The organism is Methylobacterium sp. E-045 (assembly GCF_022829685.1).
Classification (GTDB): Bacteria; Pseudomonadota; Alphaproteobacteria; order Rhizobiales; family Beijerinckiaceae; genus Methylobacterium.
The window spans coordinates 252302-278689 of the sequence record NZ_JAKSYE010000064.1 but is presented as its reverse complement, the minus strand read 5'-3'; the positions used below and the strand labels follow the sequence as shown (position 1 = coordinate 278689).

Sequence of the window (26388 nt, the reverse complement as noted above, 5' to 3'; positions counted from 1 at the left end):
ATCGCGCCATGGCAGGGGCTGCGTCCCCCGGAATGGCGAAGCCCTTCTGACAACGGCGACGACGCCCCTCGCGTCCTCGCCGAACCCCCTCGGCTGTTCGCCGTCGGGTCCGATCGAGCAGTTTCCTGGCAACGCGCGTGGAGTATCAGCGATGTCGGCTCACAAGCCTGTCTCGGGCCGCGTTGATGCGCGACGCCCCCTCGACCGTTCCGCCCTGGTCGGGATGCCACCGTTTCATCAGCGTCCGATGAGCCGTGCGGATCTGCTGCAAGGTCGCCCCGCTCTGAAGCCCCAGGATCTGGTGAGCCTCCTCCTGCGTCATCGCCCCTGGATCCGGCGGACGGCGCGACCCCGCGTTGGCATCTCTCTCAGCGTCTACACGCCCGGTGGCCGTCCTGCCGTCGAGATACGCCTGTAACCGGCGGGCGGCGATGCGGTCCGCCTTGCGGCAGACCGCGAGGATCTGCATCAGCGCCGCTTCCGGAAGCTGTGACAGACGACGCCCGGCATAGGGACCGATCTGAACGATGCCGTCGGCGGTCCGTCCGTCGGGCATCACCTCGAACAGCAGGATCGCGGGCCGCGCGACGGCGGCGCGACGGACGTAGCCGCGCAGCCGCACGACCAGGGCATCGACACCGTCGAGGAACCAGAACGCGACACCCCCGAACAGGATCGCGAGTTCGATCCGTCCGCGAATTGCCGCAACCGCCGCCAGGGCGAGCAAGACATAACCGCCGCTGCGCCTCATGACGCGCGGCGTGATCAACCGCCGCAGGCGCCGGACGAGCTGGGGCTTGGCGTTCCTGGCGTACCACCACAGGACGAACAGGGCCACGAGGGCGGCGAGCATCGTCATCGGCGGATGTCGTGATCGAGCGAGACCCGTCCGTCGATCCTGATCTGGACGTCGCCGATCCGGTGCGAACCGCTCGGCCAGCCGGCCTGCTGAGCGCCGCGATCCGGGCAACTGGCACGCGGCGGCAGGCGAACTCCCTCGGGAGCATCGTCGGGGCATAGGCGCCGCGCTCCGTCCTCGGCTTCGGCCGGCATCGCGCCGAGCGTCAGCGCGACGTAGACGAGGGATCGGGACAGGCGGGCCTTCGTCGTCATTGCGTGTCTTGTGTGTTCTCGTGCGGCACGGTTCCAACCCTACTGCACCGGAAACGGCCGATGTTACAGCCCGGACAGGGAAAGCCTCATTGCCGCGTCTCCGCCACGTCCGCCGTGGTGACCCTCACCTTGCGGATGCGCCCGTCCCGGTCCACGGCGAGATCGATGGTCTTGCCGATGCCCGCCGCCTCCATGGCGGCGGTGAGGTCGGCGAGGCGGTGCACCGGCTGGCCGCCCGCTCCGACGATGACATCGCCGATCGTGCCGGTCTGGACATCGACACCGCGCAACCCCGCCTCGGCGGCCGGTGAGCCGCGCAGGACCCGCAGGACCACGACGCCGTCGATCCCCAGTCGCGCGGCGGTGGCTTCCTGGCCGGCGATGATGCCGATACCCGGATTGCGGGTGCGACCGTTGCGGATGAGTTCGGGGACGACCCGGTTCACCACGTCCACGGGGATCGCGAAGCCGATGCCGGCGCTGGCGCCCGAGGGAGAATAGATCGCCGTGTTGACGCCGACGAGTCGCCCCGCGGAATCGAGGAGCGGCCCGCCGGAGTTGCCGGGATTGATCGCGGCGTCGGTCTGAATGACGCCGGATAGCTCCCTCCCCTCTCCCGTGGGGAGCCGGCGGCGGAGAGCGCTGATGACGCCTGTCGTGAGGGTATGGTCGAGGCCGAACGGGTTGCCGATGGCGAAGGCCGCCTGCCCGACCTTGAGATCCGTCGAGGTGCCGATGGCCAGGGGCGGCGGAACGACACCGGTCCCACCGAGGCGAAGCACCGCAAGGTCGTAGCTCGGCGCGGTCCCGACGATCGTAGCCGGGCGGACTTCCCCCGAGGACAGGCGGACGGACACCGACCCGCCCCGCTGGGCCGCGCCCGCCACCACGTGATTGTTGGTGACCACGTGCCCGGCCGCGTCCCACACGAAGCCCGTGCCCGTCTGTGCGCCGTTGCCGCCTTCGCCCTCCTCGGAATCGGGGCTCATCAGGGAACTCCCCTGGGCCGCCGCCTGAGCGAAGACATGGACGACCGACGGGCTCGCACGCTCGAACAAGGTCGCGGTGGACACTTCGGACGGAGCCAGATCCCCCCGCGCCGTGATCGCCCGAGGGGTTTCGGCTGAGAACAGGACGGCCGCCACATAAGGCTGCCCGACATAGAGGGCCATGAGGACCAGGGCCGCCGTGATCGCAATGCGGCCGAAGCGATCCGACATGTCACATCCCTTTCACGGCTTTGGAAAAATTCTGGACTGGCTCCGTCGCATTAACTGGTCGGTGACGCATCTCCGTTCAACTGTTTTGACGGGTGGCACGATCCGGGTGCGCAGGCACACGGTTCTGCCCCCAAGTTCAAGCTACGAGTTCGGTCACGACTGCCACTCTCAACTCTTCATCATAAAAAGAGGGCGTCCTGGGGTCGCCGCTTCAAGCTTTGTGTCCAAAACATGATGCTTAAGGCGAGGGATAAAGGATCGGGTTTGCCATACTCATCATGGCAATGCCCAAATTGATCGCAAAGCTGCCCTAGAGATGCTTCCATTCTCACGGAAACACGTCCCGCGCTGGCTGCACCGAATGCTGGCACAGCCGCACAGACCCGCGGGGAACGACCCTCTCAGGTTCAAGGAAAAACTCGATATGGAAACCGAAGCCCTCGAACGTCCTGCCGATCTGACGATCTGGCGGACCACCCCCGTCCCGGCACCGCTGGCACAGCCCGCGCGATACGGCACCCTTCGCGAGGCGATCGAGGCCGCCGCAGGTGCGCTGACCGATCCGGCAAAGCAGCCGTGGATCATCACCGAGGAAGGCGAAATCCTCTCGCCGAACTGGATCCGCACCTATCTCAACTGAGGCGATACGGCTTCTTGAGGCCTCCTGACGAGGCACGGATGACCCAGCCGCCGGCGCGGAACTGCCCGCGCCGCGCAGCGGACGTGGCCATCATCTCGTGAACCGGACCGGGCTGTCCGTTACGTTTTCTGACCTTGGCGAAACGCTGACACGTCCCTCGGCATCGCCCGCCCCGATTGAGACGATCATCGGGGGCTGTCGCCGACGGTACCCGGGGATCAGACCTTCCGGTCCACGAGCGCGCCTTGACCTTCGGGAAGCACGGCCTTCTGCTGATCGGCGGATTGCTGCAAGAGTTGGGCGATGGCCCGATCGCTATCGCCTTGCTTGCGTATGAAGGTCGTCTGCATCGACTCCCGCGTCGCCGCGCTCTGGTTCGAGACGATCGACTGTGCGAGGCCGGCGATGGAATCACTCATGTATGGGGTTCCTCATGGCTCGAACGGGCATAGCCCGCTCGGTCTTGCCAAATATTGAAGAAAGCCGGTCGATATTACCTGCAATCTCCTCTCCCGATTTCGCTGCGCCGATAGATCTCCGGCTTGTTCACGAAGGCGACCAGGACGTAGGAGATGATCATCAGCAGATACCAGGCACCGAGTTTCTGCCAGGAGACCATCGCCCAGGTCGACGCCTGGTTCGGATAGAGCCACACCCGCGTGCCGGTGCCGATATTCTCGGCCAACCAGATGAACAGGGCGACGAGCAGGAAACCCAGGAGAAGCGGCATTCTCCGGTGCACCCGCCAGACCTTGAAATGCACCCAGGTTCGACCGAACAGCAGCGCTGTCGCCGCGAACAATCCGAGGCGGATGTCCACCACGTAATGATGGGTGAAGAAGTTCACGTAGATCGCCGCGGCCAGCAGGAGTGTCGCGCCGGTGCCGGGATGATGGGTGAAGCGGAAATCGAACAGGCGCCATACACGGGCGATGTATGAGCCGATACTCGCATACATGAAGCCGGTGAAGAGCGGCACCCCCGCGATGCGGAGCAGGCTGGCCTCCGGGTATATCCATGACCCGACGGCGGTCTTGAAGATCTCCATCGCGGTACCGACCACATGGAAGAGTGCGATGACCTTCGCCTCCTCCCAGGTCTCCATGCGTAGGGCGAGAAGGGCGATCTGTATCGCCACCGCCGCCAGGGTGAGACAATCGTATCGGCTGATCGGCGCATGCGCCGGGTAGAACCAATAGCTCGCGATGAGAAGCGCGCACAGCGATCCGCCGAAGAGGCACGCCCATCCCTGTTTGATGCCGAACCGCAGGAATTCGTAGAGCCCCGCCGCGATGGTCCCCCTCGCGAGAACCCAGGCGCCGAGTCGCCTCTCGAGGCCGGCGAAGTGCGCGATAAGCGGCCAGGTGTGGGCCGCGCCGTCGGGCGGGATGTCTGTCACGATAGCGGTTCCGGCTGTGGCGCAGCCTGACTTAGCGCAAGCGGGCGTGACGCTCGACCTTATCGATCGGACGGGGGCTCCGGTCGCAGACGGGCAACGCCGGAAGTGGGATCGGGGCTCGTCCTCAAAATGGATTTGAGAGGGATAGCCCGAAGCCGGTGCTTCACTATAATGCTTCGCCGAATGCCGCCGCACGAGTTCGATCACATGACGTCCCAGATCCCCGATTTCGCGAACGTCCCCTACGCGGCAGACGCCTTCACGGCGCCCGTGCCGCCGGTGGGCGAGCCCTGGATGACGCCGGAGGGAATCCCGGTGAAGGGCGTGTACGGGCCGGAGGATCGAGACGGGATCGAGTTTCTCCACACCTATCCCGGCGTTGCGCCGTATCTGCGCGGCCCCTACCCGACCATGTACGTCACCCAGCCCTGGACCATCCGGCAGTATGCCGGCTTCTCCACGGCCGAGGATTCGAACGCGTTCTACCGGCGCAACCTCGCCGCCGGACAAAAGGGCCTATCGGTCGCCTTCGATCTCGCGACCCATCGCGGCTACGATTCCGATCACCCGCGCGTCTCGGGCGATGTCGGCATGGCCGGGGTCGCGATCGATTCCATCTACGACATGCGGACGCTGTTCTCGGGCATTCCCCTCGACGAGATGACGGTGTCGATGACGATGAACGGCGCGGTGCTGCCGATTCTGGCGCTCTACATCGTCGCGGCCGAGGAGCAGGGCGTGCCGCCTGAAAAACTCGCGGGCACGATCCAGAACGACATCCTGAAGGAGTTCATGGTCCGCAACACCTACATCTACCCGCCGGCGGGTTCGATGCGGATCATCGGCGATATCTTCGCCTACACCTCGGCGAACATGCCGAAATTCAATTCGATCTCGATCTCCGGCTATCACATGCAGGAGGCCGGGGCGACGAACGACCTCGAACTCGCCTACACGCTGGCCGACGGCGTCGAGTACATCAAGGCGGGGCTCGCGGCAGGGCTCACCATCGACAAGTTCGCCCCGCGCCTGTCGTTCTTCTGGGCGATCTCGACAAACTTCTTCATGGAAATCGCCAAGATGCGGGCGGCGCGCCTGATCTGGGCCAAGCTCGTGAAGGAGTTCGAGCCGAAGACGGACAAGTCGCTGCCACTGCGCACCCACAGCCAGACATCCGGCTGGTCGCTGACCGCACAGGACGTGTTCAACAACGTCACCCGTACCTGCATCGAGGCGATGGCCGCGACGCAGGGCGGGACACAGTCCCTCCACACCAACGCCCTCGACGAGGCGCTGGCCCTGCCCACCGACTTCTCCGCCCGCATCGCCCGCAACACTCAGCTGTTCCTGCAACAGGAGAGCGGCACGACGCGCATCGTCGATCCGTGGGGCGGCTCCTACTATGTGGAGAAGCTGACCCAGGACATCGTCGCCCGCGCCTGGGAGCATCTTCGCGAGGTGGAAGAGCTCGGTGGGATGGCCAAGGCCATCGAGGCCGGTATCCCCAAGCTGCGCATCGAAGAGGCCGCGGCCCGTGCCCAGGCTCGGATCGATTCCGGCCGCCAAACCATCGTCGGCGTGAACAAGTTCAAGCCGGAGGACGACCGCGCCATCGAGTTGATGCGCGTCGATAACGGTAATGTCCGCATGCTGCAGATCGACAAGCTCAAGCGCCTCCGCGCCGAGCGCAGCCAGGCCGATGTGGACGCCGCCTTGGCGGCCCTCACCCAGGCGGCTCAGGACGGCACGGGCAACCTGCTTGCCCTGGGCGTCGATGCAGCGCGCGCGAAGGCGACGGTCGGAGAGATTTCCGACGCTCTGGAGAAGGCCTGGGGCCGGCATCGTGCCGAGATCCGCTCTATCTCGGGCGTCTACAAACGTGAGGTGGGTGGCATGTCGCCGGTGGTCGAAACGGTTCGTCAGCTCGTGGAGACCTTCGAAGAGAATGACGGGCGCCGCCCGCGCATCCTTGTCGCCAAGATGGGCCAGGATGGGCACGACCGGGGGCAGAAGGTGATCGCCTCGGCGTTCGCCGACCTCGGCTTCGACGTGGATATCGGACCTCTCTTCGCCACTCCCGCCGAAGCCGCGCGTCAGGCTGTGGAGAACGACGTCCATATCGTCGGTGTGTCGTCCCTGGCCGCCGGCCACCTGACGCTGGTGCCGGAATTGAAGGCGGCTCTGACCGAACAGGGGCGCGGCGACGTGATGATCGTGATCGGGGGCGTGATCCCCCCGGGCGATTATCCCGCACTCCATGCCGCTGGCGCGTCAGCGATTTTCCCGCCCGGCACGGTCATTGCTGAAGCGGCCGTGAAGCTGATCGAGGAATTGAACGGCCGGCTCGGATACAACGCGCGCCAGGCCGCTGAATAGGGCGACCGTATCGGTCCATGGCATTCATGAAGGTCGCATCGAGGCTGTCGCCGGAACTCAACCCCTGCCTCGATCGCTTCCGTGGCATATTCGGCTCTGAACCGGGTTGGTTGCGGCGCAACAAAATTGTATTTCGCGACACCGTACTGAACTGACATTGTGAGTTGACGCCGATGGCCTCAGGATTTCCCCATCTCATCCATCCGGTCATCCTTTGCGGAGGCTCCGGTACGCGACTGTGGCCGGCGTCCCGCGAGAGCATGCCGAAACAGTTCACGCCGCTCGTGAATGCCGACAGTTCCACATTCCAGGACACGGCACGGCGGGTCGCGGATGGAACCGCGTTCTCGCGGCCGACGATCATCACCAGCAGTGACGCCCGCTTCATCGTCGCCGAGCAACTGCTGCAGGCTGACATCCAGGCCGATATCGTGCTGGAGCCGGAGCGCCGCGACTCCGCCGCAGCGGTCGCGGTGGCGGCGATCCATGCCGCCCGGCGCGACCCGGAGGCGGTGGTGCTGATCCTGGCCGCCGACCACGTCATCGGCGACACGGCGGCTTTCGTAAACGCGGCGCGCGCCGCCGCCGTGGGGGCCAGGGCCGGCCGCATCATGACCCTCGGCATCGAGCCCTCGAGCCCGTCCACCGCCTACGGCTACATCCGCAAAGGTGCTCCGATCGACGGTGTCGACGGCGCCTACGAGGTCGGCCGTTTCGTCGAGAAGCCCAACCGGCACGGCGCCGAAAGCCTCATCGCGGACGGCGCCTTGTGGAACAGCGGCTACTTCCTGTTCCGTGCCGACGTGATGCTGGCCGAGCTTGAGACCTACGTCCCCGAGATCCTGGCGGCCACCCGCGCGGCCCTGGAGGGTGCGGCCACCGACCTCGACTTCCTCCGTCTGGACGCTGCGGCCTTCGCCCTCGCACCGAAGACCTCCATCGACTACGCGGTGATGGAGCGGACCGACCGGGCCGGCGTGCTGCCGGTGTCGTTCGCCTGGTCCGATGTCGGCACCTGGGATGCGGTGTGGGACGTCCTGCCCCGTGACACCCTCGGCAATGCCGTGCGTGGCCGTGTGGAACTCGTCGAGACCCGCGGCAGCCTGGTTCACAGCGAGGGCGAACATCTCACCGCCGTGGTCGGCCTCGACGACATCATCGTGGTCTCGACCCCGGACGCCGTCCTCGTCACCTCGAAGGCCAAGGCCGGCCTCGTCAAGGAACTGGTGACGCAACTGCGCGAGAAAGCCCATCCGGAAGCGGATGCACACCGCCGAATGTTCCGCCCCTGGGGCTGGTACCAGCGCATCGATATCGGTGAGCGCTTCCAGGTGAAGCGCATCATGGTGACGCCGGGCGGCCGTCTCTCGCTGCAGAAACACTTTCACCGGGCAGAGCATTGGGTCGTCGTGCGCGGCACGGCCGAAGTCACGGTGGACGATCGCGTCGTGCTGGTCCACGAGAACGAGGCGGTCTACCTGCCCATCGGATCGATGCATCGCCTGACCAATCCGGGCAAGATACCCCTCGAACTCATCGAGGTTCAGGTCGGATCCTATACCGGCGAGGACGACATCATCCGCGTCGAGGACATCTACGGACGATAGGCGCGACGGTCGGGCTTAAAAGTGCCTCACAAAACTCCCGGTCTCGGTCGGTTCTCGCTCGGAGCAAGACGGCGCAGCGGGAGTTTTGTGAGAGACACTAAGCGGCAACCGGTCGCTCGGCCCGGCCTCGATAGGACAGGGCCTCGGCGAGATGGATGCGGCACACCCGCTCCTCGCCGTCGAGATCCGCCAGGGTTCGCGCCACGCGCAGGACGCGGTGGAAGCCGCGCGCTGACAGGCGCATAGTTTCAGCCGCGTTGCGGATCAGTGCCGTACCGTCCACATCCGGCGCGGCCATCTCCTCGATCAGCGGCACCGGACACGTTGCGTTTGTGACGACGTCGGTCAGGCCGTGCGCCGCAAAGCGCGAGGCCTGCAGGGCCCGTGCCGAGGCCACCCGTGCCGCCGTCTCCGCCGAGCCTTCGGCCGGAGGAGGCAGGATCAGATCCGCCGCCGTGACGGCACCGACTTCGATCCGCAAATCGATGCGATCGAGAAGCGGCCCCGAGATCCTCGCGCCGTATTGCGCGACGCAACGGTCGTTGGGGCCGCGCCGGCAGGCATAACCCGGTTCCAGCCCCTGACCGCACCGGCAGGGATTCATGGCGGCAATCAGCTGAAACCGCGCGGGGTAGGTCACCCGGTGATTGGCGCGAGCGATCATGACCTCGCCCGTCTCCATTGGTTGGCGCAGGGAATCGAGCACCTGCGGTGTGAATTCCGGGAGCTCGTCGAGAAACAACACGCCCCCATGCGCCAGCGAGGCCTCGCCGGGGCGAGCGTTGATTCCGCCCCCCACCAGCGCCGCCATCGACGCCGAATGGTGGGGCTGCCGGAATGGTCGGCGGTTCGACAGCGCGCCGCCCTTCAACTCGCCGGCCACCGACTGGATCATCGAGACTTCGAGGAGTTCGCGGGGCCCGAGTGGCGGCAGGATGGAGGGAAGCCGGGCCGCGAGCATCGATTTGCCCGCGCCGGGCGGGCCATTCATCAGGAGGTTGTGGCCGCCGGCGGCGGCGATCTCAAGCGCGCGCTTGGCGCCCTCCTGGCCCTTGATGTCGCGAAGGTCCGGCAACCGTCCCGTGGTCGTGGCCACCGCCGGCTCGGGACGTGCCATGACTTGGCTTCCCTTGAAATGGTTCGCGAGCTGGATCAGGGAACGCGGGGCGAGGACATCCATGTCGCCACCCGCCCAGGCCGCTTCAGGCCCCGTTGCCGCCGGACAGATCAGACCAAGCCCCTGCGCATTCGCCGCCATGGCGGCGGGCAGGACGCCGTTCACGGCCGTGATCGTACCATCCAGGGCCAACTCGCCGAGGACGCAGTAACCGGCGAGCGCATCGGCCGGGATCGCGCCGATGGCGGCCATCACCGCGAGCGCGATGGGCAGATCGTAATGCGACCCCTCCTTCGGCAGGTCGGCCGGCGCGAGGTTGACGGTGATGCGCTTTGCCGGAAGCGCCAAGCCGGACGCGATCAGAGCCGAGCGCACGCGCTCCCGGGATTCCGCCACGGCCTTATCCGCCAGTCCGACTACCATGAACACGACTGCCCCCGGGGCGATCTGCACCTGCACGTCGACGGCGCGCGCCTCGATCCCCTCGAAGGCAACGGTGGCGACGCGGGTGACCATGGTTTCGAGCCCTTGAGATCAAGGCCAAGGTTAGGGTCAGCCGGCGCCCGTGACAACCAGCGCGTGCGCCATTGCGGAATTGTCATGGAACTCCGCTACGACTTCGCCGTTCGCAACCGTCTGATTTCTGACCAAGGAGATGTCCATGTCGATCAAGACCGCCGGCCTCGCAGCCATCGCTCTCGGTTTCGCCCTGACCGGCACTGCCTTTGCCGACCGGGCACCGACGCCTGAGGAACTCACCAAGATCGAGGCGACCCTGAAGAAGGAAGGCTTCGTCAAGTGGAAGAAGATCGAGGTCGAGGATCACGAGATCGACGTGGACGACGCCATCGATGCCAACGGCAAGCAGTTCGACCTGGAGCTCGACCCCAAGACCTTCGCCATCACCACCCGCGAAGCTGAATAAGCATCCGGCTTTCTGAGGCGCTTGCGTTACGCCGAAGCGCCGGCCATATAGCGCCTGGGAGGTTGGCGAGGGACGTTTCACTCGCCAACCGGGTCAGGTCCGGAAGGAAGCAGCCCTAACGAGACCGAGCGGGTCTTCGTCCAGCCTCCCACCTTCGTTTCTTTTGAGGTCCGCGTGGCGGCATCCCCCGACCCGGGGCCGCTCGAACCACGCAAGGCGGCATGGACGCGACCTCCGGCACTCCGAGCGATTTCCCCGGCCTTCCGGGTCTTCCCGAGCCCGTTCCGGCGACGACGCCTTATCGGGTCCTCGCGCGCAAATACCGCCCCCAGAATTTCGACGACCTGATCGGCCAGGGCGCGATGGTTCGCACGCTGGCCAATGCGTTCGCAGCCAATCGCATTCCGCAGGCGTGGATGCTCACCGGCGTGCGAGGCGTCGGGAAGACGACGACGGCCCGCATCCTCGCCCGGGGCCTCAACTACGTCCGTGACGGCCATGCCGATACCGGCCCGACCATTGCCATGCCGGAACTCGGACGCCATTGCCAAGCCATCATGGAATCCCGGCACATGGACGTGCTGGAGATGGATGCCGCCTCGCATACCGGTATCGACGACGTCCGCGGCATCATCGACGGCATCCGCTACTCGCCGGTCTCGGCCCGTTACAAGGTCTATATCGTCGACGAGGTCCACATGCTCTCGGAGAAGGCGTTCAACGCCTTCCTGAAGACGCTGGAAGAGCCGCCGCCCCACGCCAAGTTCGTCTTCGCCACCACCGAGATTCGCAAGGTTCCGGTGACGATCCTGTCGCGCTGCCAGCGCTTCGATCTGCGCCGGGTCGAAGCCGACACCATGGTCGCGCATCTGGCCCGGATCTGCGCCGCCGAGAATGTCGAGGCGGAGCCGGAAGCCCTGGCTGCGATCACCCGCGCCGCTGAGGGTTCGGTGCGCGATGCACTCTCTCTCCTCGATCAGGCCATCGCCCATGGGGCTGGTCTCGTCACCGGGGCGAGCGTGCGCGACATGCTCGGCCTTGCCGACAGAGGGCGGATCGTCGATCTCTTCGAGGCGGTGATGCGTGGCGACGTTCCGGCGAGCTTCGCGGAAGTGCGCGGTCAATACGAGGCCGGTGCCGACCCGGCGGTGATCCTGTCGGATCTCGCCAGCTTCACCCATCTCGTCACTCGCCTGAAACTGGTACCGGAGGCCGCCGCCGCAGACCCGACGCTCAGCGCCGACGAGCGCGGCCGGGGCGGCGCATTCGCGGCTAGGCTCTCGGTTCGTGCCCTGTCACGGGCGTGGCAGATCCTTCTGAAAGCCATCCCTGAAGTCCAGGTCGCAGCGAGGCCGCTGGCCGCAGCCGAGATGGCGCTCGTGCGCCTCGCCTACGCCGCCGACCTTCCGACGCCGGACGAGGCGCTGAGGCAATTGAGGACCGAGGCTCTGGCATCGCCTCAGGCGCACGCGTTACCCTCCGCCTCTACGCTCGCTCCCACCAGCCCCCTTCCCCCGCTTCAGCCCCCGGCATCGGTGGAGCCGCCGCCGCGACCCGCCCTGACCCTCGCCGCCAGCGGCGGCGTGCGGGCCGCCCTCGTGCCGTCGCCCGCTCCGCATGTTCCCGCCGTCTCGGCCGGTCCCCGCCTGGCACGGTTCGAGGACGTCGTGGCGATGGCCGACGAGAGGCGCGATATCGGCCTCAAGATGGCCCTCGAACGGGAGGTCCATCTCGTGCGCTTCGAGGAAGGCAGGATCGAATTCCGTCTCGCCGACGGCGGTCGCCAGAGTCTCGCCAACGATCTTGCCCGGTCCCTAGACGCCTGGACGGGGCAGCGCTGGATCGTCGCCCTTTCGAAGGAGGCGGGCGAACCGACCCTCGCCTACAAGGCCCGTGCCGCCCTGGAATCGCGCCACGAGAATGCCGCCGCCCATCCCCTGGTGCGGGAGGTCTTGGCGCGCTTTCCGGGAGCTCAGATCGTCGACGTGCGGGACAAGGCCCCTCCCGTCGAGATCGCCGACGGCGTCGACCTCGCCGGCCCGGAGATTGCGGGCGGCGACGAACCGGACGAGGAACCATAGCGTTCCAGCAGGCACCGCCTCGGATCACGTTCCCCGCAACCCTTTGGGACATCTCACGCCATGCGCGACCTCATGGGAATCATGAAGCAGGCTCAGGCCATGCAGGAAAAGATGGCGAGCCTCCAGAACGAGCTCGACCTCGTGGAGGTGAAAGGCGCCTCCGGCGGCGGGGCCGTCTCCGTGACGATGACGGCCAAGGGTCTCGTCAAGGGAGTGACCCTCGATCCGAGCCTGATGATCGCGGATGAGCGGGAAATCTTGGAGGATCTGATCGTGGCGGCGGTCAACGACGCGCGCGGCAAGGCCGAGGGCGTGGCCGCGGAGCGCATGGCCGAACTGACCAAAGGCCTGCCGATCCCGCCCGGCATGAAGCTTTTTTGAAGCTATTTCCGACTTAGGACGTCGCCGACCCCGACGTGAGCCGGGATCGGGCGATGGTCCGCCCTCAGGCGGCGATGACCTGTACGGGCTCTGCGGCGCGTACGTCCGCGTCCACATGGGCCTCGAAGCGTTTGAAGTTGTCCTTGAACATGGTCACCAGCCGCGTCGCCGTGTCGGCGAAAGCGACCTTGTTGCCCCAGGTTTTCACCGGCTGAAGGATATGCGGCTCGACTCCCGGAACGAATGCCGGGACAGCGAAGCCGAAATACGGATCGCGGCGGAATTCCGCCTTCGACAGCGATCCATCCAACGCTGCCGCCAGCAGTCGGCGCGTCACGCGGATCGGCATGCGCCGCCCCGTGCCGACGCCGCCACCGGTCCAGCCGGTGTTCACAAGCCAGCAATCGACATCGTGATGAGCGATGAGGTCGCGCAGCAGGTTGCCGTAGACGCTTGGATGCTGCGGCATGAACGGCGCACCGAAGCAGGTCGAAAACGTTGCCTCCGGTTCGGTCAGGCCCCGCTCCGTGCCGGCGACCTTGGCGGTATAGCCGGACAGGAAATGGTACATCGCCTCCGCGCCCGTGAGCTTGGCGATCGGCGGCATCACCCCGAACGCGTCGCAGGTGAGCATGACGATGTTCTTCGGGTGCACCGCCCGTCCCGTGGCGCTGGCATTGGCGATGAAGTCGAGCGGATAGGCGCAGCGGGTGTTTTCGGTGAGCGTTGCATCGTCGAAATCGGGGCGGCGCGAGAGCGGGTCGATCACCACGTTCTCCATCACCGTGCCGAAGCGTTCGGTGGTGGCGTAGATCTCCGGCTCGGCATTGCGCGAGAGACGGATGGTCTTGGCGTAGCAGCCGCCTTCGAAGTTGAAGATGCCGTCCTTGCTCCAGCCGTGCTCGTCGTCGCCGAGCAGCTGCCGCGAGGAATCATTGGAGAGCGTCGTCTTGCCGGTTCCGGACAGACCGAAGAACAGGGCCGAATCGCCTTCGGCATCGAGCGCCACGTTGGCCGAACAGTGCATCGGCATCACGCCAGCGCCGGGAAGTACATAGTTCAGATACGTGAAGACGGATTTCTTCATTTCGCCCGCATAGGCGCTGCCGCCGATGAGGACGATCTTTCGGGTGAAGTCGATGGCGATGACGGTCTTCGAGCGACAGCCATGGCGGTGCGGCTCGGCCTGGAAGCTCGGCAGGTCGATGATCGTCAGATCGGGGATGTATTCGGCCAGCGACGAGCGCTCGGGCCGGATCAGCAGGTTGCGGATGAAGAGCGAGTGCCAAGCGAGTTCGGTGAAGACCCGCGCCCTGACGCGGTGAGCCGGAGCGGCGCCGCCATAGAGATCCTGGGCGAAGAGCTCGCGCCCCTCGGCATGGCTGAGGAAATCCTGGTACAGGGTCTCGAACTGCTCCGGCGTGATCGCGCCGTTGTTCTCCCACCAGATCTCGTTCTCGGTACAGGCGTCGCGGACGATGAACTTGTCCTTGGGCGAACGACCGGTATGGGTACCCGTGGTCGCCACCAGGGCTCCGCCATGAGCGAGTTGCGATTCACCGCGACTCAGGGATTCCTCGTAGAGGCGAGGAGCGTCGAGGTTCCAATGAACAGCCTTGAGGTCGCGCAGGCCGATTTTCTCGGGTCCATGGCTGGCGTTGAACTCACCGAAATGTGTCACGTCCGTCACTCCTCGAACACCTGATCGCTTTGATGTCTGGCTTTGCCGGAATCTCCCATTCGGCTTTCGGCCCGTCGGATAGAGCGTCCGCGCGGTCGTTCAGGTCCGCCGCACGCAGGTTCGCCACTCTATCGCGTTGACCTGCTTATTCCGCGAAGGACACCGGTCAATTGAGCCGCCATGGGTTTCAAAGACGAACGGATGGATCTGTCAGAGAAATAAGAGGGTCGCCGAACAACGCCCGGAGCGGCGTCGCAACGCATGCAGCGGCGGCGATTCCCGACTACAAGGGACCGAGATCCGCCCCCATTTCACGAGTACGGCCACGGCCGTCTGACGGAACACGTATGGCCCAAGCCGTTGCCGGTCCCGAAATCGAGCGCCTGATCCAGCTCCTCGCCCGGATGCCGGGGCTCGGGCCGCGCTCGGCGAGACGCGCGGCCCTGCATCTCATCAAGAAGCGCGAAGCGTTGCTCGCTCCGCTGGCGGAGGCGATGAAGGTGGCCTCCGAACGCATCGTTGTCTGCCGGGAATGCGGCAACGTCGATACCAGCGACCCCTGCACCATTTGTCGAGACGCATCGCGCGATCCCTCCATCCTGGTGGTGGTCGAGGATGTCTCGGACCTCTGGGCCCTCGAGCGGTCGGGTGCGGTGACCGCGCGCTATCACGTCCTCGGCGGCGTGCTCTCCGCCCTCGATGGCGTCCGGCCGGAGCATCTCAATCTCGCAAGCCTCGTGGATCGGGCCGGGAACGGCGATGTCCGCGAGATTATCCTCGCGCTGAACGCCACGGTCGATGGCCAGACGACGGCGCATTACGTCACGGAATCTTTGGCGCATCATGGGCTGAAAGTGACGCGCCTGGCCCATGGAGTGCCGGTGGGGGGAGAGCTCGACTATCTCGACGAGGGGACGCTCTCGGCCGCCATCCGAAGCCGGACGGCTTTCTGAGGCGCTATCGTTGCCTCTCGTCCGATTTGACCGGCCACCCGCCAAACCTTATCTGCGGGTCCGGCACGGCGGACCCGAGAGACAGGGAGCTGCGCCTTTGTCATCGACAGATCCGGCCGAGCCATGACCATCCGCCCCCTCGTCATCCTACCAGACGCCCGCCTGCGCCAGGTGTCGACCCCCGTCGGTGCGATCGACGATGAGATTCGTACCCTGGCCGCCGACATGCTGGAGACGATGTACGACGCCCCGGGCGTCGGCCTCGCCGCCATCCAGGTCGGCGTGACCAAGCGCGTCGTGACCATCGACACGTCGAAGGACGAGAACGCGCGCCAGCCGCAGGTCTTCATCGATCCGGAGATCGTCTGGGCCTCGGAGGAGAAGCGCGTCTACGACGAGGGCTGCCTGTCGATCCCGGAATATTACGGCGAGGTGGAGAGGCCGGACCGGGTGCGCGTCCGCTTCCGCGACCTCGATGGAGAAACCCGCGAGATCGATGCCGACGGGCTTCTGGCCACTTGTATCCAGCACGAGATCGATCACCTCGATGGCGTGCTCTTCATCGATCACCTGTCGAAGCTGAAGCGCGACCGCGTCATCAAGAAATTCGTCAAGGCGGCCAAGCGCGGCGAGGACGCCTGATCCCACCCTTCAGCAGAAAGCGCGCGCGATGAAGCTCGTCTTCATGGGGACGCCCGACTTCGCCGTCGCGACCCTGGCGCGTCTGGTTGAGGACGGCCACGACATCGCCGCGGTCTATACCCGCGCACCGGCACGGTCCGGGCGCGGCATGGCGCTGCGTTCGTCACCCGTCCATGCGCTGGCTGACGGGCTCGGCCTGCCGGTTCACACCCCCACAACCCTGAAGACGCCGGACGCGCTCGCGGTCTTCCGGTCCCACGGATGCGACGTCGCCGTGGTGGTCGCCTACGGGATGCTTCTGCCGCAGGCGATCCTCGACGTGCCGCGCCATGGTTGCCTGAACCTCCACGCCTCCCTTCTGCCCCGCTGGCGCGGGGCGGCACCGATCCAGCGCGCAGTCATGGCGGGGGATACGGCGAGCGGCGTCGGCATCATGCGCATGGAGGCGGGTCTCGATACCGGTCCCGTGGCCATGGAAGAACGCGTCGCCATCGCCCCCGGCATGAGCGCGGGAGACCTCCACGATACGCTGATGCCGGTCGGCGCAGCGCTCATGAGCCAAGCCCTCCGCAAGCTGGAAGACGGGCCCCTCACCCTCACGCCACAGGGCGAGGATGGTCTTGTCTACGCGCACAAGATCACCAACGACGAGGCACGCATCGACTGGTCGAAACCGGCGCGTGTGGTCGCGAACCACATCAACGGACTCTCGCCCTTCCCCGGAGCCTTCTTCGAGGCCGATCTCGGTAGGGGGCCGGAACGGGTGAAGGTGTTGCGCGCCCTCCCGGCGGAGGGAGGGGGCGCTCCCGGCATTCTGCTCGATGCGTCCGGCACCATCGCCTGCGGCGAGGGCGCTGTGCGGCTCAACGAGCTGCGCCGGGCCGGCAAAGGCGGCGTCGTCACGGGATCGGAATTGGTGCGCGGAGCGCATCTGGCGCCGGGAACGCGGTTTCCGTGAAGACCCGCACCGGGGGACGCGGCTGATGCCCCGCTACAAGCTCGTCATCGAGTATGACGGCGCCCCGTTTTGCGGATGGCAGCGACAGGCCGAGGACATCACAGTGCAGGGCGTCATCGAAGATGCCGTCAAACGCTTCTCAGGCGAAGATCTGCGCCTGACCTGCGCGGGTCGCACGGATGCCGGCGTCCACGCCATCCATCAGGTCGCCCATCTGGACCTCACGAAGGAATGGCGCACGGATACGGTGCGCGATGCTCTGAACGCCCATCTCCGCCCGCTTCCGGTCGCCATCGTCAGCGCCGAGCAGGTCGGCCCCGGTTTCGATGCGCGCCATTCCGCCATCCGCCGGCATTACCGCTATCGCATCTTCAACCGGCGCAGCCCGCCCGCCCTGACGCGCGATCATGTCTGGCACGTGCCTTGGGCGCTCGATGCCGAGGTGATGCACCGGGCCGCGCAGGGCCTGCTCGGCCGGCACGACTTCACCGCTTTTCGCGCCGCCGAGTGCCAGGCGAACAGCCCGATCCGCACCCTGGAACAACTGGACGTCGCCACAGTGACGATGGGCCTGTTCGAGGAGATCGTGATCTCGACCTCGGCCCGGTCCTTCCTGCACCATCAGGTGCGTGCGATGGTGGGAACGCTGATGATGGCCGGCTGCGGCCGCTTCGGCATCGCCGAGGTCGCAGAGATCCTGGCGAGCCGCGACCGTGCCCGCTGCGGTCCCATGGCACCTGCGAAGGGACTGACCTTCGTGGGGGTGGATTATCCGTAGTCAGATTCCGGCTGCACGGCGCACGAAAAAATCGGCACTCAGTATTAAAACTCACAACCAAACATTGCAACGTCAGTGGATTTAAGCTTTTTAGAATCCCGTGAAGTCTGCCTTATTTGAGGTATTTTCAATGGAATTTCCACTGGCCGTTTTAGCGATTTCTCTAGCAATCAGCGTTCTGCCGCCTTTAATATTTTTTATAATTCGAGAATCAGTAAAAGGGCAAAGACAGGGAATAATAAACGATCTATCTGCTGTTTTCGATAGTCAACGCGTTGGAGATATGTTTATTCCCTCCTTTGAATTTGTCAAATATAAATATTTCATTGAAAGAAAACCGCAAAAAATTGAAAATAAGTCTGAATCTGAAGATTTTATCAATAAAGACTATAGTATATTTGCTTGGGTTGTAAGTTCAATACCGCTCATAATTGCTCTTTTTTCTGCGTCGTTAATTTTATCAAGCTATGTACTTCAAATTATATCAAGCACAAATATAATATCGTGTATAAAAATTAAAGAATGTGCCATGATATTCCAAGGCGACGAACAGCATAATGCAAGTTGGATTTTGGTGTTCATAATCGCATTTTCGGGAGGATACATCTTCTTGATTAGAAGTTTCTTTCGAGCAATAAACAACTTTGATCTCAGTCCGGCTTCGTTTGTCGGCGCTGCGAACAACCTTATTGTGGGTGTAACAGTCGCATTACTTTCTAACGAAGCCTTATTCAAGCCATTGTCTTCTATAACTGTGCAGACCACAGCAGGTGCAAATCTTAATCCGTTTCCGTACATTGGTCTCGTTGTAGCCTTTGCGATTGGATATTTTCCAGAGGTGGCCACTCGAGCACTAATTACAAAAAGCAAACTTCGAGGGTACAAAAGAGAAAATAAAAATTTTTATGATATGTTTTTTACAACACCCGTTGAAGTGATAGACGGGATCGATACAGAAATTAGGGATCGCCTAGCAGACTACCATATAAAGTCTGTTCAAAACTTAGCAGCAGCCAATCCACTGATGCTTTTTGTTGAGACACCATATGGCGTTTATCAAATCATGGACTGGGTTGCTCAGGCGCAACTCTATTGTTCAACAGGTCAATCGTCTCTAGTAAAGCTCTGGGGACTAGGGATCAGAACTATATTTGATCTAGAACGAGTCATATTTGATCAAGAAGTCAGTGAGGCCGGCCTAATTGATATGGTTGGAGGAATTTTGCTTGCAGATCATGTTCGCTCAAGCATCAGGGAAGATGGAATAACTAAGGATATTTCACATGAAACCCGCATTGCAAACATAAAGTTACGCTTGAACGATCCGCATATCCATCGGCTTCGCCAGATATACATTATGGTCGGCAACACTATTGGCGAAAATAACAGACGCTTTCCTCAAAGATACCGATAGGATTTCTATCTATTAAAGTAAGCTGTCAGCAACCGCTGGTAGATCGCCGTGAGCCGGTCCAGATCGGCGACCGCCACGCATTCATCGGTCTGGTGCATGGTCTCGCCCACGAGGCCGAATTCGATGACCGGGCAGGCATCCTTGATGAAACGGGCATCCGACGTGCCCCCGGTGGTGGATAGGGTCGGCCGAAGCCCGGTCTCCGCCTCGATCGCCTCGGCCACGAGATGGGTGAACGCGTCCGGTGCCGTCAGGAACGCCGGCGAATTCGATGGCTGAAGGTCCAGGGTGAAGCGGACCGCGTTGCCGGCGGCCGCTTCCAGCCGTCGTCGGATCTCGGCCCCCAGGGTCTGAGCCGTCCAGCCGTCGTTGAAGCGGATATTGAACGTGGCACGCGCGTCGGCCGGGATGACGTTGGTCGCCGGATTGCCCACATCGATGGTGGTGAATTCGAGGATCGACGCATCGAAATGCGCGCTACCGCCATCGAGGGGCTCATCGAGAAGGGCCGATGCGAGACGCAGCAGGCCGGGAATGGGGTTCTCGGCCTTGTGGGGATACGCCACATGGCCCTGACGGCCATGGACGACAAGCTTGCCCGTGAGGGAGCCGCGCCGGCCGATCTTGATCATTTCGCCGAGGCGCGATGGGTTGGTGGGCTCGCCGAGAAGGCAATGGTCGAAACGCTCGCCCCGCGCCTTCGCCCATGCGAGGAGCTTCACCGTGCCGTTGACGGCAGGCCCCTCCTCGTCGCCGGTGACGAGGAACCCGATGGATCCGTTGAACGCCCCTCCCCGCTCGGCGACGAAGGCAAGCGCTGCCGAGAGCATGCAGGCGATGCCGCCCTTCATGTCGACGGCGCCCCGGCCGTAGAGCATCCCGTCCGAGACCGCGCCGTGGAACGGCCCATGCCGCCACGCTTCGACGGAGCCGGGCGGGACGACATCGGTATGGCCGGCGAAAAGGAGATAGGGGCTGCCGGTCCCGATCCGCGCGTAGAGGTTGTCGATGTCGGGCGTTCCCGGTTCCGAGAAGCGCGGGCGCTCGACGGTGAAACCCGCCGCCTCCAGGACGCCGCCGAGCCATTGCAGGGCCCCGCCCTCCTCCGGCGTCACCGACGGACAACGGATGAGGGCCTGGGCGAGGGCCAGCGGCGAGCGATCGGCGATAACAGGAGATGACACGGGCATCGTCTCGTCGAGGTGGGACATTCCGCCGTGGCGAATAGGCGGCGGAGCGGCATGACGCAAATACCGGCCCGGCGGCCTTTCGGCGCCCCGTCACAGAGGCTATTTCACCGCCATGGCCTTTTCAACCGACGAAGTCGAACGCTACGCCCGTCACCTCGTCCTGCGCGAGGTCGGAGGACCGGGACAGGCACGCATGCAGGCCGCACGGGTACTGGTCATCGGAGCCGGCGGTCTCGGCGCTCCGCTGATCCAATATCTGGCCGCGGCCGGCATCGGCACGATCGGCATCGTCGACGATGATACCGTTTCGCTTTCGAATCTGCAGCGGCAGGTCATCCACGGGACACCCGATATCGGCCGCACGAAGATCCACAGTGCCAGCGACGCCGTTGCGCGTCTCAACCCGCATGTGCGGATCGAACCACATCTTATGCGGATCGACCGGGACAATGCCGCCGGCCTGATCGACCGATACGATATCGTGGCCGACGGGTCGGACAATTTCGCGACCCGCTACGCCGTGTCCGATGCCTGTTTCCACGCGAGGCGTCCGCTCGTCACGGCCGCGCTCGGACAGTTCGATGGCACCCTGACGACGATCCGCGCGCATGAGACCGGGCCGGATGGCCGCCCCAATCCGACCTATCGGTGCCTGTTCCCGAACCCGCCACCGCCCGGCAGCGTCCCCGCCTGCGCGGAAGCCGGCGTGCTCGGCGCTCTGGCCGGAGTGATGGGTTCGCTGATGGCGATGGAAGTCATCCGCGCGGTGGCGGATTTCGGCGAGCCGCTGGTGGGGCGGCTGCTCATGGTCGATGCCCGGTCCATGCGCTTCGAAACGCTTGGCTACGGCTGGGACGAGAATAATCCGTTGAGCGGATCAGCGACGTAGGGGCGGACGGTTGCTCTTGCTCTGCTGTGCGGGCCGATTCCTGTGCGACGGGCCGGCGATGCGTGGCTACTTTCGAGAGCCTGAACCGGCCCTTTGGGCGATCCGCCAGGGCAAGGAATTCAGGATTTCGAAGGTTTCTCCGGATCGGGGGTTACGCCGTTCCAATGGGGCCCGACGAGGTTGCTGTGACCCGCCGGGTCGGAGACCCGCGCGCCGGAGGTCGAGAAGGCCTGATACGCGAAGCGCTGCTGCTGATTGAGGAGCGTGGCGGCCAGCGTGCCGAGGGCGACGGCGACGACGAGGGCGATGATGAAGGCTTTCATGGACGTTGTCCGATCCTCGACATGCCGGCGCCGGTGGCCGACCGTCTGTGGTTGTCCGGCAGGTTACTCGGCAGGCACCTGATGGCGACCGAGTTGCGGGCCATTCGCGTTCTTGGCCTGCTCCTCCTCGACCCAGAGGTCATGGTGGACCTTGGCCCAGCCGAGATCGACCTTGCCGCTGCCCATGGCGTCGTAGGCGCCCTCCATGCCGAGGGTGCCGATGTAGATATGAGCGAGGATGCCGGCAATGAAGGCGATGCCGATGAGGGCATGAACCACCTGCATCAGCTGCATTCCGGTGATGTCCGTGAGGACGAAGGGAAAGATCATCATCAGGCCGGTGACGCTCATGGCCGAGCCGAAGCCGATCACCATCCAGAACACCATCTTCTGGCCCGCGTTGAATCGGCCGGCGCTGGGATGCTTGTCGCCGACGAATCCACCGAAGGCCTTGATCCAGGCGATGTCGATCTTGTTCGGGATGTTGTCCTTCAGCCAGAGCACCAGCATGAGGGCGACGCCGATCATGAACGGCCACGCCAGGTAGATATGGCTGAACTTCGCGTACTGCGCGACGACGCCGAATGCATCCGCACCGATGAGCGGCATCAGCAGGCGCTTGCCGAAGATATAATTGAGTCCGGACAGGGCCAGGATGATGAAGCAGCTCGAGGTCATCCAATGCGCGAAGCGCTCGAACCCGTTGAAGCGCAGGATCTTGCGGCCGGTATCGGGTCCGCGCTCCATCAGGATGCGGCCCCGGAAGAAGTAGAACAGACCGAGAAGCGCGACGGCACCGAGAACCGCCAGCGCACTGAGCCAGGGCAGCCAACGTTCCCGGAAGTCGCGATAATCCCGGCCGGCGGGCTGGATCAGGTTCGCGGCCTTGCCGTCCGGGATGCTGATACGACCGGTGATCTTCGGGTCCTGCTTGAACAGAAACTCCTCATTCACGGATTCCGCCGTCGGATTCTGCCCGGTCGGGTTCAGTCCGTCGCGCGTCTGCTGCGCGAAGGAGGTCGACGAGGCGCCGACAGCCGCTGTGAGGATCGTCGCTGCGACCAGCGTCCTGAAAATCGTCAGTGTCCGCCGCATCGGCGTTTCCTTCCTGAAGCCTTGACCCCGGCAGTCCGATTCGTCGCCTAGATGGCGACGGTTTCGCGATAGGCGGTCTTCCAGCCCCAGGCGCCGGAGCCGTAGCCGCGCTTGATCACGCGCTGCTTGTAGATCTGTGCGATCATCTCGCCGTCGCCCGCCAGCAACGCCTTGGTCGAGCACATTTCGGCGCAGAGTGGCAGCTTGCCCTCGGCGAGGCGGTTGGAGCCATATTTCTCGTATTCGATCGTGGAGAAATCAGCTTCGGGGCCACCGGCGCAGTAGGTGCACTTGTCCATCTTGCCGCGCGACCCGAAATTGCCGACCTTCGGATATTGCGGTGCGCCGAAGGGACAGGCGTAGAAGCAGTAGCCGCAGCCGATGCAGATGTCCTTGGAATGTAGAACCACCGCATCGGCCGTGGTGTAGAAGCAGTTCACCGGGCACACCGCCGCGCAGGGTGCGTCGGTGCAGTGCATGCAGGCCATGGAAACCGAACGCTCGCCGGGCTTTCCGTCATTGAGCGTGACGACGCGCCGGCGGTTGATGCCCCACGGCACCTCGTGTTCGTTCTTGCAGGCGGTGACGCAGGCGTTGCACTCGATGCAGCGGTCCGCGTCGCAGAGGAATTTCATGCGAGCCATGGCGATTATTCCTCAAACGGCCCGGATCTGACACAGGGTGCACTTCGTCTCCTGCATGCCCGTCACAGGATCGAAGCCGTAGGTGGTCGTGTTGTTGGAGCTCTCGCCCAGCACCACGGGGTCGGTGCCGTGCGGATAAAATTTCCGCATGTCGTCGCCCTGGTACCAGCCGGAGAAATGGAACGGCATGAAGGCGACGCCCTTGCCGACCCGGTCCGTCACCAACGCCTTCACCTTGGCCTTGGCGTTGTTCTCAGGGCCGGAGACCCAGACGAACTGACCGTCCTTGATGCCGCGATCGGTGGCGTCGCCGGTGTTGATCTCGACGAACATGTCCTGCTGCAGCTCGGCGAGCCACGGGTTCGACCGTGTCTCCTCGCCGCCGCCCTCGTATTCCACGAGGCGGCCGGAGGTGAGGATGATCGGGAAGTCCTTGGCGATGCCGCGATCCACCGCCGCCTTCTGTACCGAGAATCCGATATTCGGCATGCGCAGCTGACGCTCGTCGGGGCGCGTCGGGTATTTTGCCACGAGGTCGGGACGCGGCGTGTAGATCGGCTCGCGGTGCACCGGAACCGGATCGGGCAGGTTCCAGGCATTCGCCCGGGCCTTGCCGTTGCCATAGGGCGTGACACCGTGGTCGAGGCAGACGCGCTGGATGCCGCCCGACAGGTCGGTGGCCCAGCTCACCGCATCGATATTGGCCCCGCCGGTCTTGGTGATGCTGGCCATTTCCTCGGCCGTGAGGTCCTTGTCCCAGCCGAGCTTCTTGAAAACCGCCATGGTGAACTCGGGGTAGCCGTCGGTGAGTTCCGACCCCTTGGCGAAGGAATCCTCGGCGAGCAGCGTCACACCGTTGCGCTCGGTACCGAACCGGGCCCGGAACGTCCCGCCGCCCTCCTTGATGTGGAGGTTGGTGTTGTAGAGGATGTGCGTTCCCGGATGCTTCAGCTCGGGCTTGCCCCAGCACGGCCAGGGCAGGCCGTAATAATCGCCACCGACTTCCGGGTCATCCTTGGGCGCGCGCAGGGTCACCAGATCGAACTTCGCCTGGTTGCGCATATGCGCCTTCAGGCGCTCCGGGCTCTGCCCACAATAGCCTGTCGACCAGCCGCCGCGATTGATCTCCCGCAGGATATCCTCAGCCTCGGGCACATTGTCCACGACCTTGATGTTTTTGAACATCTTGTCGGCGAGACCGAGCTTCGTGGCGAGGCGATAGACAACCTCGTAATCGTTCTTCGACTCGAAGGCCGGCTTCACGATCTGCTCGCCCCATTGCAGCGAGCGGTTCGAGGCCGTGCGGCTGCCGTCCATCTCGAGGGAGGTGCAGATCGGCAGAAGGTAGGTGTTGTCGCGCCGCGCATCGAGGGCGGCGAAGGTGGTGGGGTGCGGGTCTGCGACCACCAGCAGATCGAGCTTGGTCAGGCCCTTCACTGCCTCGGGCAAGCGGGTGACGGTGTTGCCGCCATGGCCGAACACCATCATCGCCTTGATGCCGGTGCGCTGGTCGACCTGCTCTTCGGGAAGGTTCACGCCGTCGAACCACCGGGTCGAGGTGATGCCGGGCGATTCCATGCTTTCCTTGCGCGTCCGGGCCTTGCGGCCGGCCTTGGCAGGCACCTCGTCGAAGCGCGACTGAAGCCAGTCATACTCCACGTCCCAGACACGGGCCCAATGCTTCCAGGCCCCCTCGACGAGACCGTAATAGAGCGGCAGCGACGTCACATCGAGGCCCATATCGGTGGCCCCCTGCACGTTGGTGTGGCCGCGGAAGATGTTGGCGCCCGTGCCCGGCTTGCCGACATTTCCGGTGGCGAGACACAGGATGCAGAGCGCACGGACGTTGGCGGTACCCACCGTGTGCTGGGTCGCGCCCATGCACCAGATCAGGGTCGCGGGCTTCTCTTTCGCGAACGTTTCGGCCACGCGCCGCAATTGCTCGCCGGGCACACCCGAGACGCGCTCGACCTCCTCCGGGTTCCACTTGGCGACTTCCTTGCGGACGTCGTCCATGGCGTAGACGCGCTGGCTGATGAACTCCTTGTCTTCCCATCCATTCTGGAAAATGTGCCAGAGGATGCCCCAGACCACCGGGATATCGGTGCCGGAGCGGATGCGGACATATTCCGTGGCGTGAGCCGCCGTCCGCGTGAAGCGCGGATCGATGACGATCATGTTCGCACGGTTGATCTCCTTGCCGGAGAGCAGGTGCTGGAGGGAGACCGGATGCGCCTCGGCGGGGTTGCCGCCGAGGATGATCATGGTCTTGGCGTTGCGGATGTCGTTGTAGGAATTGGTCTGCGCCCCGTAGCCCCAGGTATTGGCGACGCCGGCCACCGTGGTCGAGTGACAGATGCGCGCTTGGTGATCGACCGAGTTGGTACCCCAGAAAGCGCCGAACTTGCGAAAGATGTAGGCGGCCTCGTTGGTGAACTTGGCCGAGCCGAGCCAGTAGACGGAATCGGGGCCGTACTTGTCACGGAGCCCGGTGATCTTGTCGCCGATCTCGTCGATCGCCTGATCCCACGAAATGCGGGTCCATTGCCCGTCGACCATCTTCATCGGGTACTTCAGACGACGGTCGCTGGAGACGAGTTCGCGGATCGCTGCGCCCTTGGCGCAATGGGTACCCCGGTTGATCGGGCTGCTAAAGGACGGCTCCTGTCCGACCCAGACGCCGTTCACCACTTCGGCCGTCACCGTGCAGCCCACCGAGCAGTGGGTGCAGATGTTCTTCTTGATGGTCACCTCGGGACCGATCGCGGAGGAGCCCGCCGCCTTGGCCTTGCGGACCGAGCCGAGCTGGATTGAACCGGCCGCCGCGAGCCCTCCCGCGACGAGGCCGGAATTGCGCAGGAAGGCGCGACGGTCGATGGCCTTCGGCGTGTCGCCGATGGCCACGGCCGGATGGAAAGTGCGGTCCGGGCCGCCGGTCTTGCGCTTGATCAGCATGGCGCCC

At 64.3% G+C, this 26388-nt stretch carries 24 protein-coding genes and 1 other RNA gene; 13 read left to right on the top strand and 12 right to left on the bottom strand.

What is annotated here, in order from left to right:
- Window positions 1–145 precede the first annotated feature (145 nt).
- The 3 genes from MKK51_RS09900 to MKK51_RS09890 form a co-directional block, all read right to left on the bottom strand.
- Window positions 146–859, bottom strand: a complete 714-nt coding sequence (locus tag MKK51_RS09900; RefSeq protein ID WP_243976752.1) for a J domain-containing protein — start codon at window positions 857–859, stop codon at window positions 146–148.
- Window positions 856–1113 carry a hypothetical protein gene (locus MKK51_RS09895; RefSeq protein ID WP_243976750.1) on the bottom strand — a complete coding sequence of 86 codons (258 nt, stop codon included), beginning with the start codon at window positions 1111–1113 and terminating at the stop codon, window positions 856–858. Before MKK51_RS09895 ends, MKK51_RS09900 begins: the two co-directional genes overlap by 4 nt.
- Window positions 1114–1199: 86 nt before the next feature.
- Window positions 1200–2333 carry a S1C family serine protease gene (locus tag MKK51_RS09890; RefSeq protein ID WP_243976748.1) on the bottom strand — a complete coding sequence of 378 codons (1134 nt, stop codon included), beginning with the start codon at window positions 2331–2333 and terminating at the stop codon, window positions 1200–1202.
- Window positions 2334–2757: 424 nt separating this feature from the next.
- Between MKK51_RS09890 and MKK51_RS09885 the strand changes: the two genes are divergently transcribed.
- Window positions 2758–2973: a hypothetical protein gene (locus MKK51_RS09885; RefSeq protein WP_018044781.1), complete on the top strand. Its 216-nt coding sequence runs from the start codon at window positions 2758–2760 to the stop codon at window positions 2971–2973.
- A gap of 218 nt (window positions 2974–3191) precedes the next feature.
- Here MKK51_RS09885 and MKK51_RS09880 read toward each other — a convergent pair whose 3' ends face one another.
- A complete protein-coding gene (locus MKK51_RS09880; protein ID WP_243976745.1) occupies window positions 3192–3392 on the bottom strand; it encodes a hypothetical protein in 201 nt (66 codons plus the stop codon).
- A gap of 74 nt (window positions 3393–3466) precedes the next feature.
- Complete coding sequence (locus MKK51_RS09875; RefSeq protein WP_243976743.1) at window positions 3467–4372, bottom strand: DUF817 domain-containing protein; 906 nt, start codon at window positions 4370–4372, stop codon at window positions 3467–3469.
- Between the two features lie 207 nt (window positions 4373–4579).
- Here MKK51_RS09875 and scpA point away from each other — a divergent pair, with 207 nt between their 5' ends.
- Window positions 4580–6748 carry a methylmalonyl-CoA mutase gene (gene scpA, locus MKK51_RS09870; protein ID WP_243976741.1) on the top strand — a complete coding sequence of 723 codons (2169 nt, stop codon included), beginning with the start codon at window positions 4580–4582 and terminating at the stop codon, window positions 6746–6748.
- Between the two features lie 173 nt (window positions 6749–6921).
- Window positions 6922–8355: a mannose-1-phosphate guanylyltransferase/mannose-6-phosphate isomerase gene (locus MKK51_RS09865; RefSeq protein WP_243976739.1), complete on the top strand. Its 1434-nt coding sequence runs from the start codon at window positions 6922–6924 to the stop codon at window positions 8353–8355.
- A gap of 97 nt (window positions 8356–8452) precedes the next feature.
- Here the strand turns inward: MKK51_RS09865 and MKK51_RS09860 are convergent, their stop codons facing one another.
- Complete coding sequence (locus MKK51_RS09860) at window positions 8453–9988, bottom strand: YifB family Mg chelatase-like AAA ATPase (RefSeq protein ID WP_243976737.1); 1536 nt, start codon at window positions 9986–9988, stop codon at window positions 8453–8455.
- A gap of 145 nt (window positions 9989–10133) precedes the next feature.
- Here MKK51_RS09860 and MKK51_RS09855 point away from each other — a divergent pair, with 145 nt between their 5' ends.
- The 4 genes from MKK51_RS09855 (at window position 10134) to MKK51_RS09840 (ending at window position 12859) form a co-directional block, all read left to right on the top strand.
- The gene (locus MKK51_RS09855) at window positions 10134–10397 is read left to right on the top strand and encodes a PepSY domain-containing protein (RefSeq protein WP_027172369.1); all 264 of its coding nucleotides are present in this window, start codon (window positions 10134–10136) and stop codon (window positions 10395–10397) included.
- Between the two features lie 55 nt (window positions 10398–10452).
- Window positions 10453–10551, top strand: an RNA gene (gene ffs / locus MKK51_RS09850) — signal recognition particle sRNA small type.
- Between the two features lie 67 nt (window positions 10552–10618).
- Window positions 10619–12478, top strand: a complete 1860-nt coding sequence (locus MKK51_RS09845; RefSeq protein ID WP_243976736.1) for a DNA polymerase III subunit gamma/tau — start codon at window positions 10619–10621, stop codon at window positions 12476–12478.
- A 60-nt stretch (window positions 12479–12538) separates the two neighbouring features.
- A complete protein-coding gene (locus tag MKK51_RS09840) occupies window positions 12539–12859 on the top strand; it encodes a YbaB/EbfC family nucleoid-associated protein (RefSeq protein WP_243976735.1) in 321 nt (106 codons plus the stop codon).
- Between the two features lie 64 nt (window positions 12860–12923).
- Here MKK51_RS09840 and MKK51_RS09835 read toward each other — a convergent pair whose 3' ends face one another.
- Window positions 12924–14540, bottom strand: coding sequence for a phosphoenolpyruvate carboxykinase (locus MKK51_RS09835; protein ID WP_243976734.1), 1617 nt, complete (start codon window positions 14538–14540; stop codon window positions 12924–12926).
- A 347-nt stretch (window positions 14541–14887) separates the two neighbouring features.
- Between MKK51_RS09835 and recR the strand changes: the two genes are divergently transcribed.
- The 5 genes from recR (at window position 14888) to MKK51_RS09810 (ending at window position 19285) form a co-directional block, all read left to right on the top strand.
- Window positions 14888–15493, top strand: coding sequence for a recombination mediator RecR (recR, locus tag MKK51_RS09830; protein WP_056251929.1), 606 nt, complete (start codon window positions 14888–14890; stop codon window positions 15491–15493).
- Window positions 15494–15616: 123 nt separating this feature from the next.
- Entirely contained in the window at window positions 15617–16135 is a 519-nt protein-coding gene (locus MKK51_RS09825; protein WP_243976733.1) for a peptide deformylase, read from the top strand.
- Between the two features lie 28 nt (window positions 16136–16163).
- Window positions 16164–17093: a methionyl-tRNA formyltransferase gene (gene fmt, locus MKK51_RS09820; protein ID WP_243976732.1), complete on the top strand. Its 930-nt coding sequence runs from the start codon at window positions 16164–16166 to the stop codon at window positions 17091–17093.
- Between the two features lie 25 nt (window positions 17094–17118).
- A complete protein-coding gene (truA, locus tag MKK51_RS09815) occupies window positions 17119–17871 on the top strand; it encodes a tRNA pseudouridine(38-40) synthase TruA (protein ID WP_243976731.1) in 753 nt (250 codons plus the stop codon).
- A 130-nt stretch (window positions 17872–18001) separates the two neighbouring features.
- Window positions 18002–19285, top strand: a complete 1284-nt coding sequence (locus MKK51_RS09810) for a hypothetical protein (RefSeq protein WP_243976730.1) — start codon at window positions 18002–18004, stop codon at window positions 19283–19285.
- A 5-nt stretch (window positions 19286–19290) separates the two neighbouring features.
- Here the strand turns inward: MKK51_RS09810 and dapE are convergent, their stop codons facing one another.
- On the bottom strand, window positions 19291–20475 hold the full coding sequence (gene dapE, locus MKK51_RS09805) for a succinyl-diaminopimelate desuccinylase (RefSeq protein WP_243976729.1): 1185 nt from the start codon (window positions 20473–20475) through the stop codon (window positions 19291–19293).
- A gap of 112 nt (window positions 20476–20587) precedes the next feature.
- Here dapE and MKK51_RS09800 point away from each other — a divergent pair, with 112 nt between their 5' ends.
- Window positions 20588–21364: a HesA/MoeB/ThiF family protein gene (locus tag MKK51_RS09800; protein WP_243976728.1), complete on the top strand. Its 777-nt coding sequence runs from the start codon at window positions 20588–20590 to the stop codon at window positions 21362–21364.
- 119 nt (window positions 21365–21483) lie between these two features.
- Here MKK51_RS09800 and MKK51_RS09795 read toward each other — a convergent pair whose 3' ends face one another.
- From MKK51_RS09795 to MKK51_RS09780, 4 genes are all read right to left on the bottom strand, one after another.
- The gene (locus MKK51_RS09795; RefSeq protein WP_243976726.1) at window positions 21484–21687 is read right to left on the bottom strand and encodes a hypothetical protein; all 204 of its coding nucleotides are present in this window, start codon (window positions 21685–21687) and stop codon (window positions 21484–21486) included.
- 63 nt (window positions 21688–21750) lie between these two features.
- A complete protein-coding gene (locus MKK51_RS09790) occupies window positions 21751–22782 on the bottom strand; it encodes a formate dehydrogenase subunit gamma (RefSeq protein WP_243976724.1) in 1032 nt (343 codons plus the stop codon).
- Window positions 22783–22829: 47 nt separating this feature from the next.
- A complete protein-coding gene (gene fdh3B, locus MKK51_RS09785; RefSeq protein ID WP_243976722.1) occupies window positions 22830–23426 on the bottom strand; it encodes a formate dehydrogenase FDH3 subunit beta in 597 nt (198 codons plus the stop codon).
- 12 nt (window positions 23427–23438) lie between these two features.
- The gene (locus MKK51_RS09780; RefSeq protein ID WP_243976720.1) at window positions 23439–26381 is read right to left on the bottom strand and encodes a formate dehydrogenase subunit alpha; all 2943 of its coding nucleotides are present in this window, start codon (window positions 26379–26381) and stop codon (window positions 23439–23441) included.
- Between the last annotated feature and the right edge of the window lie 7 nt (window positions 26382–26388).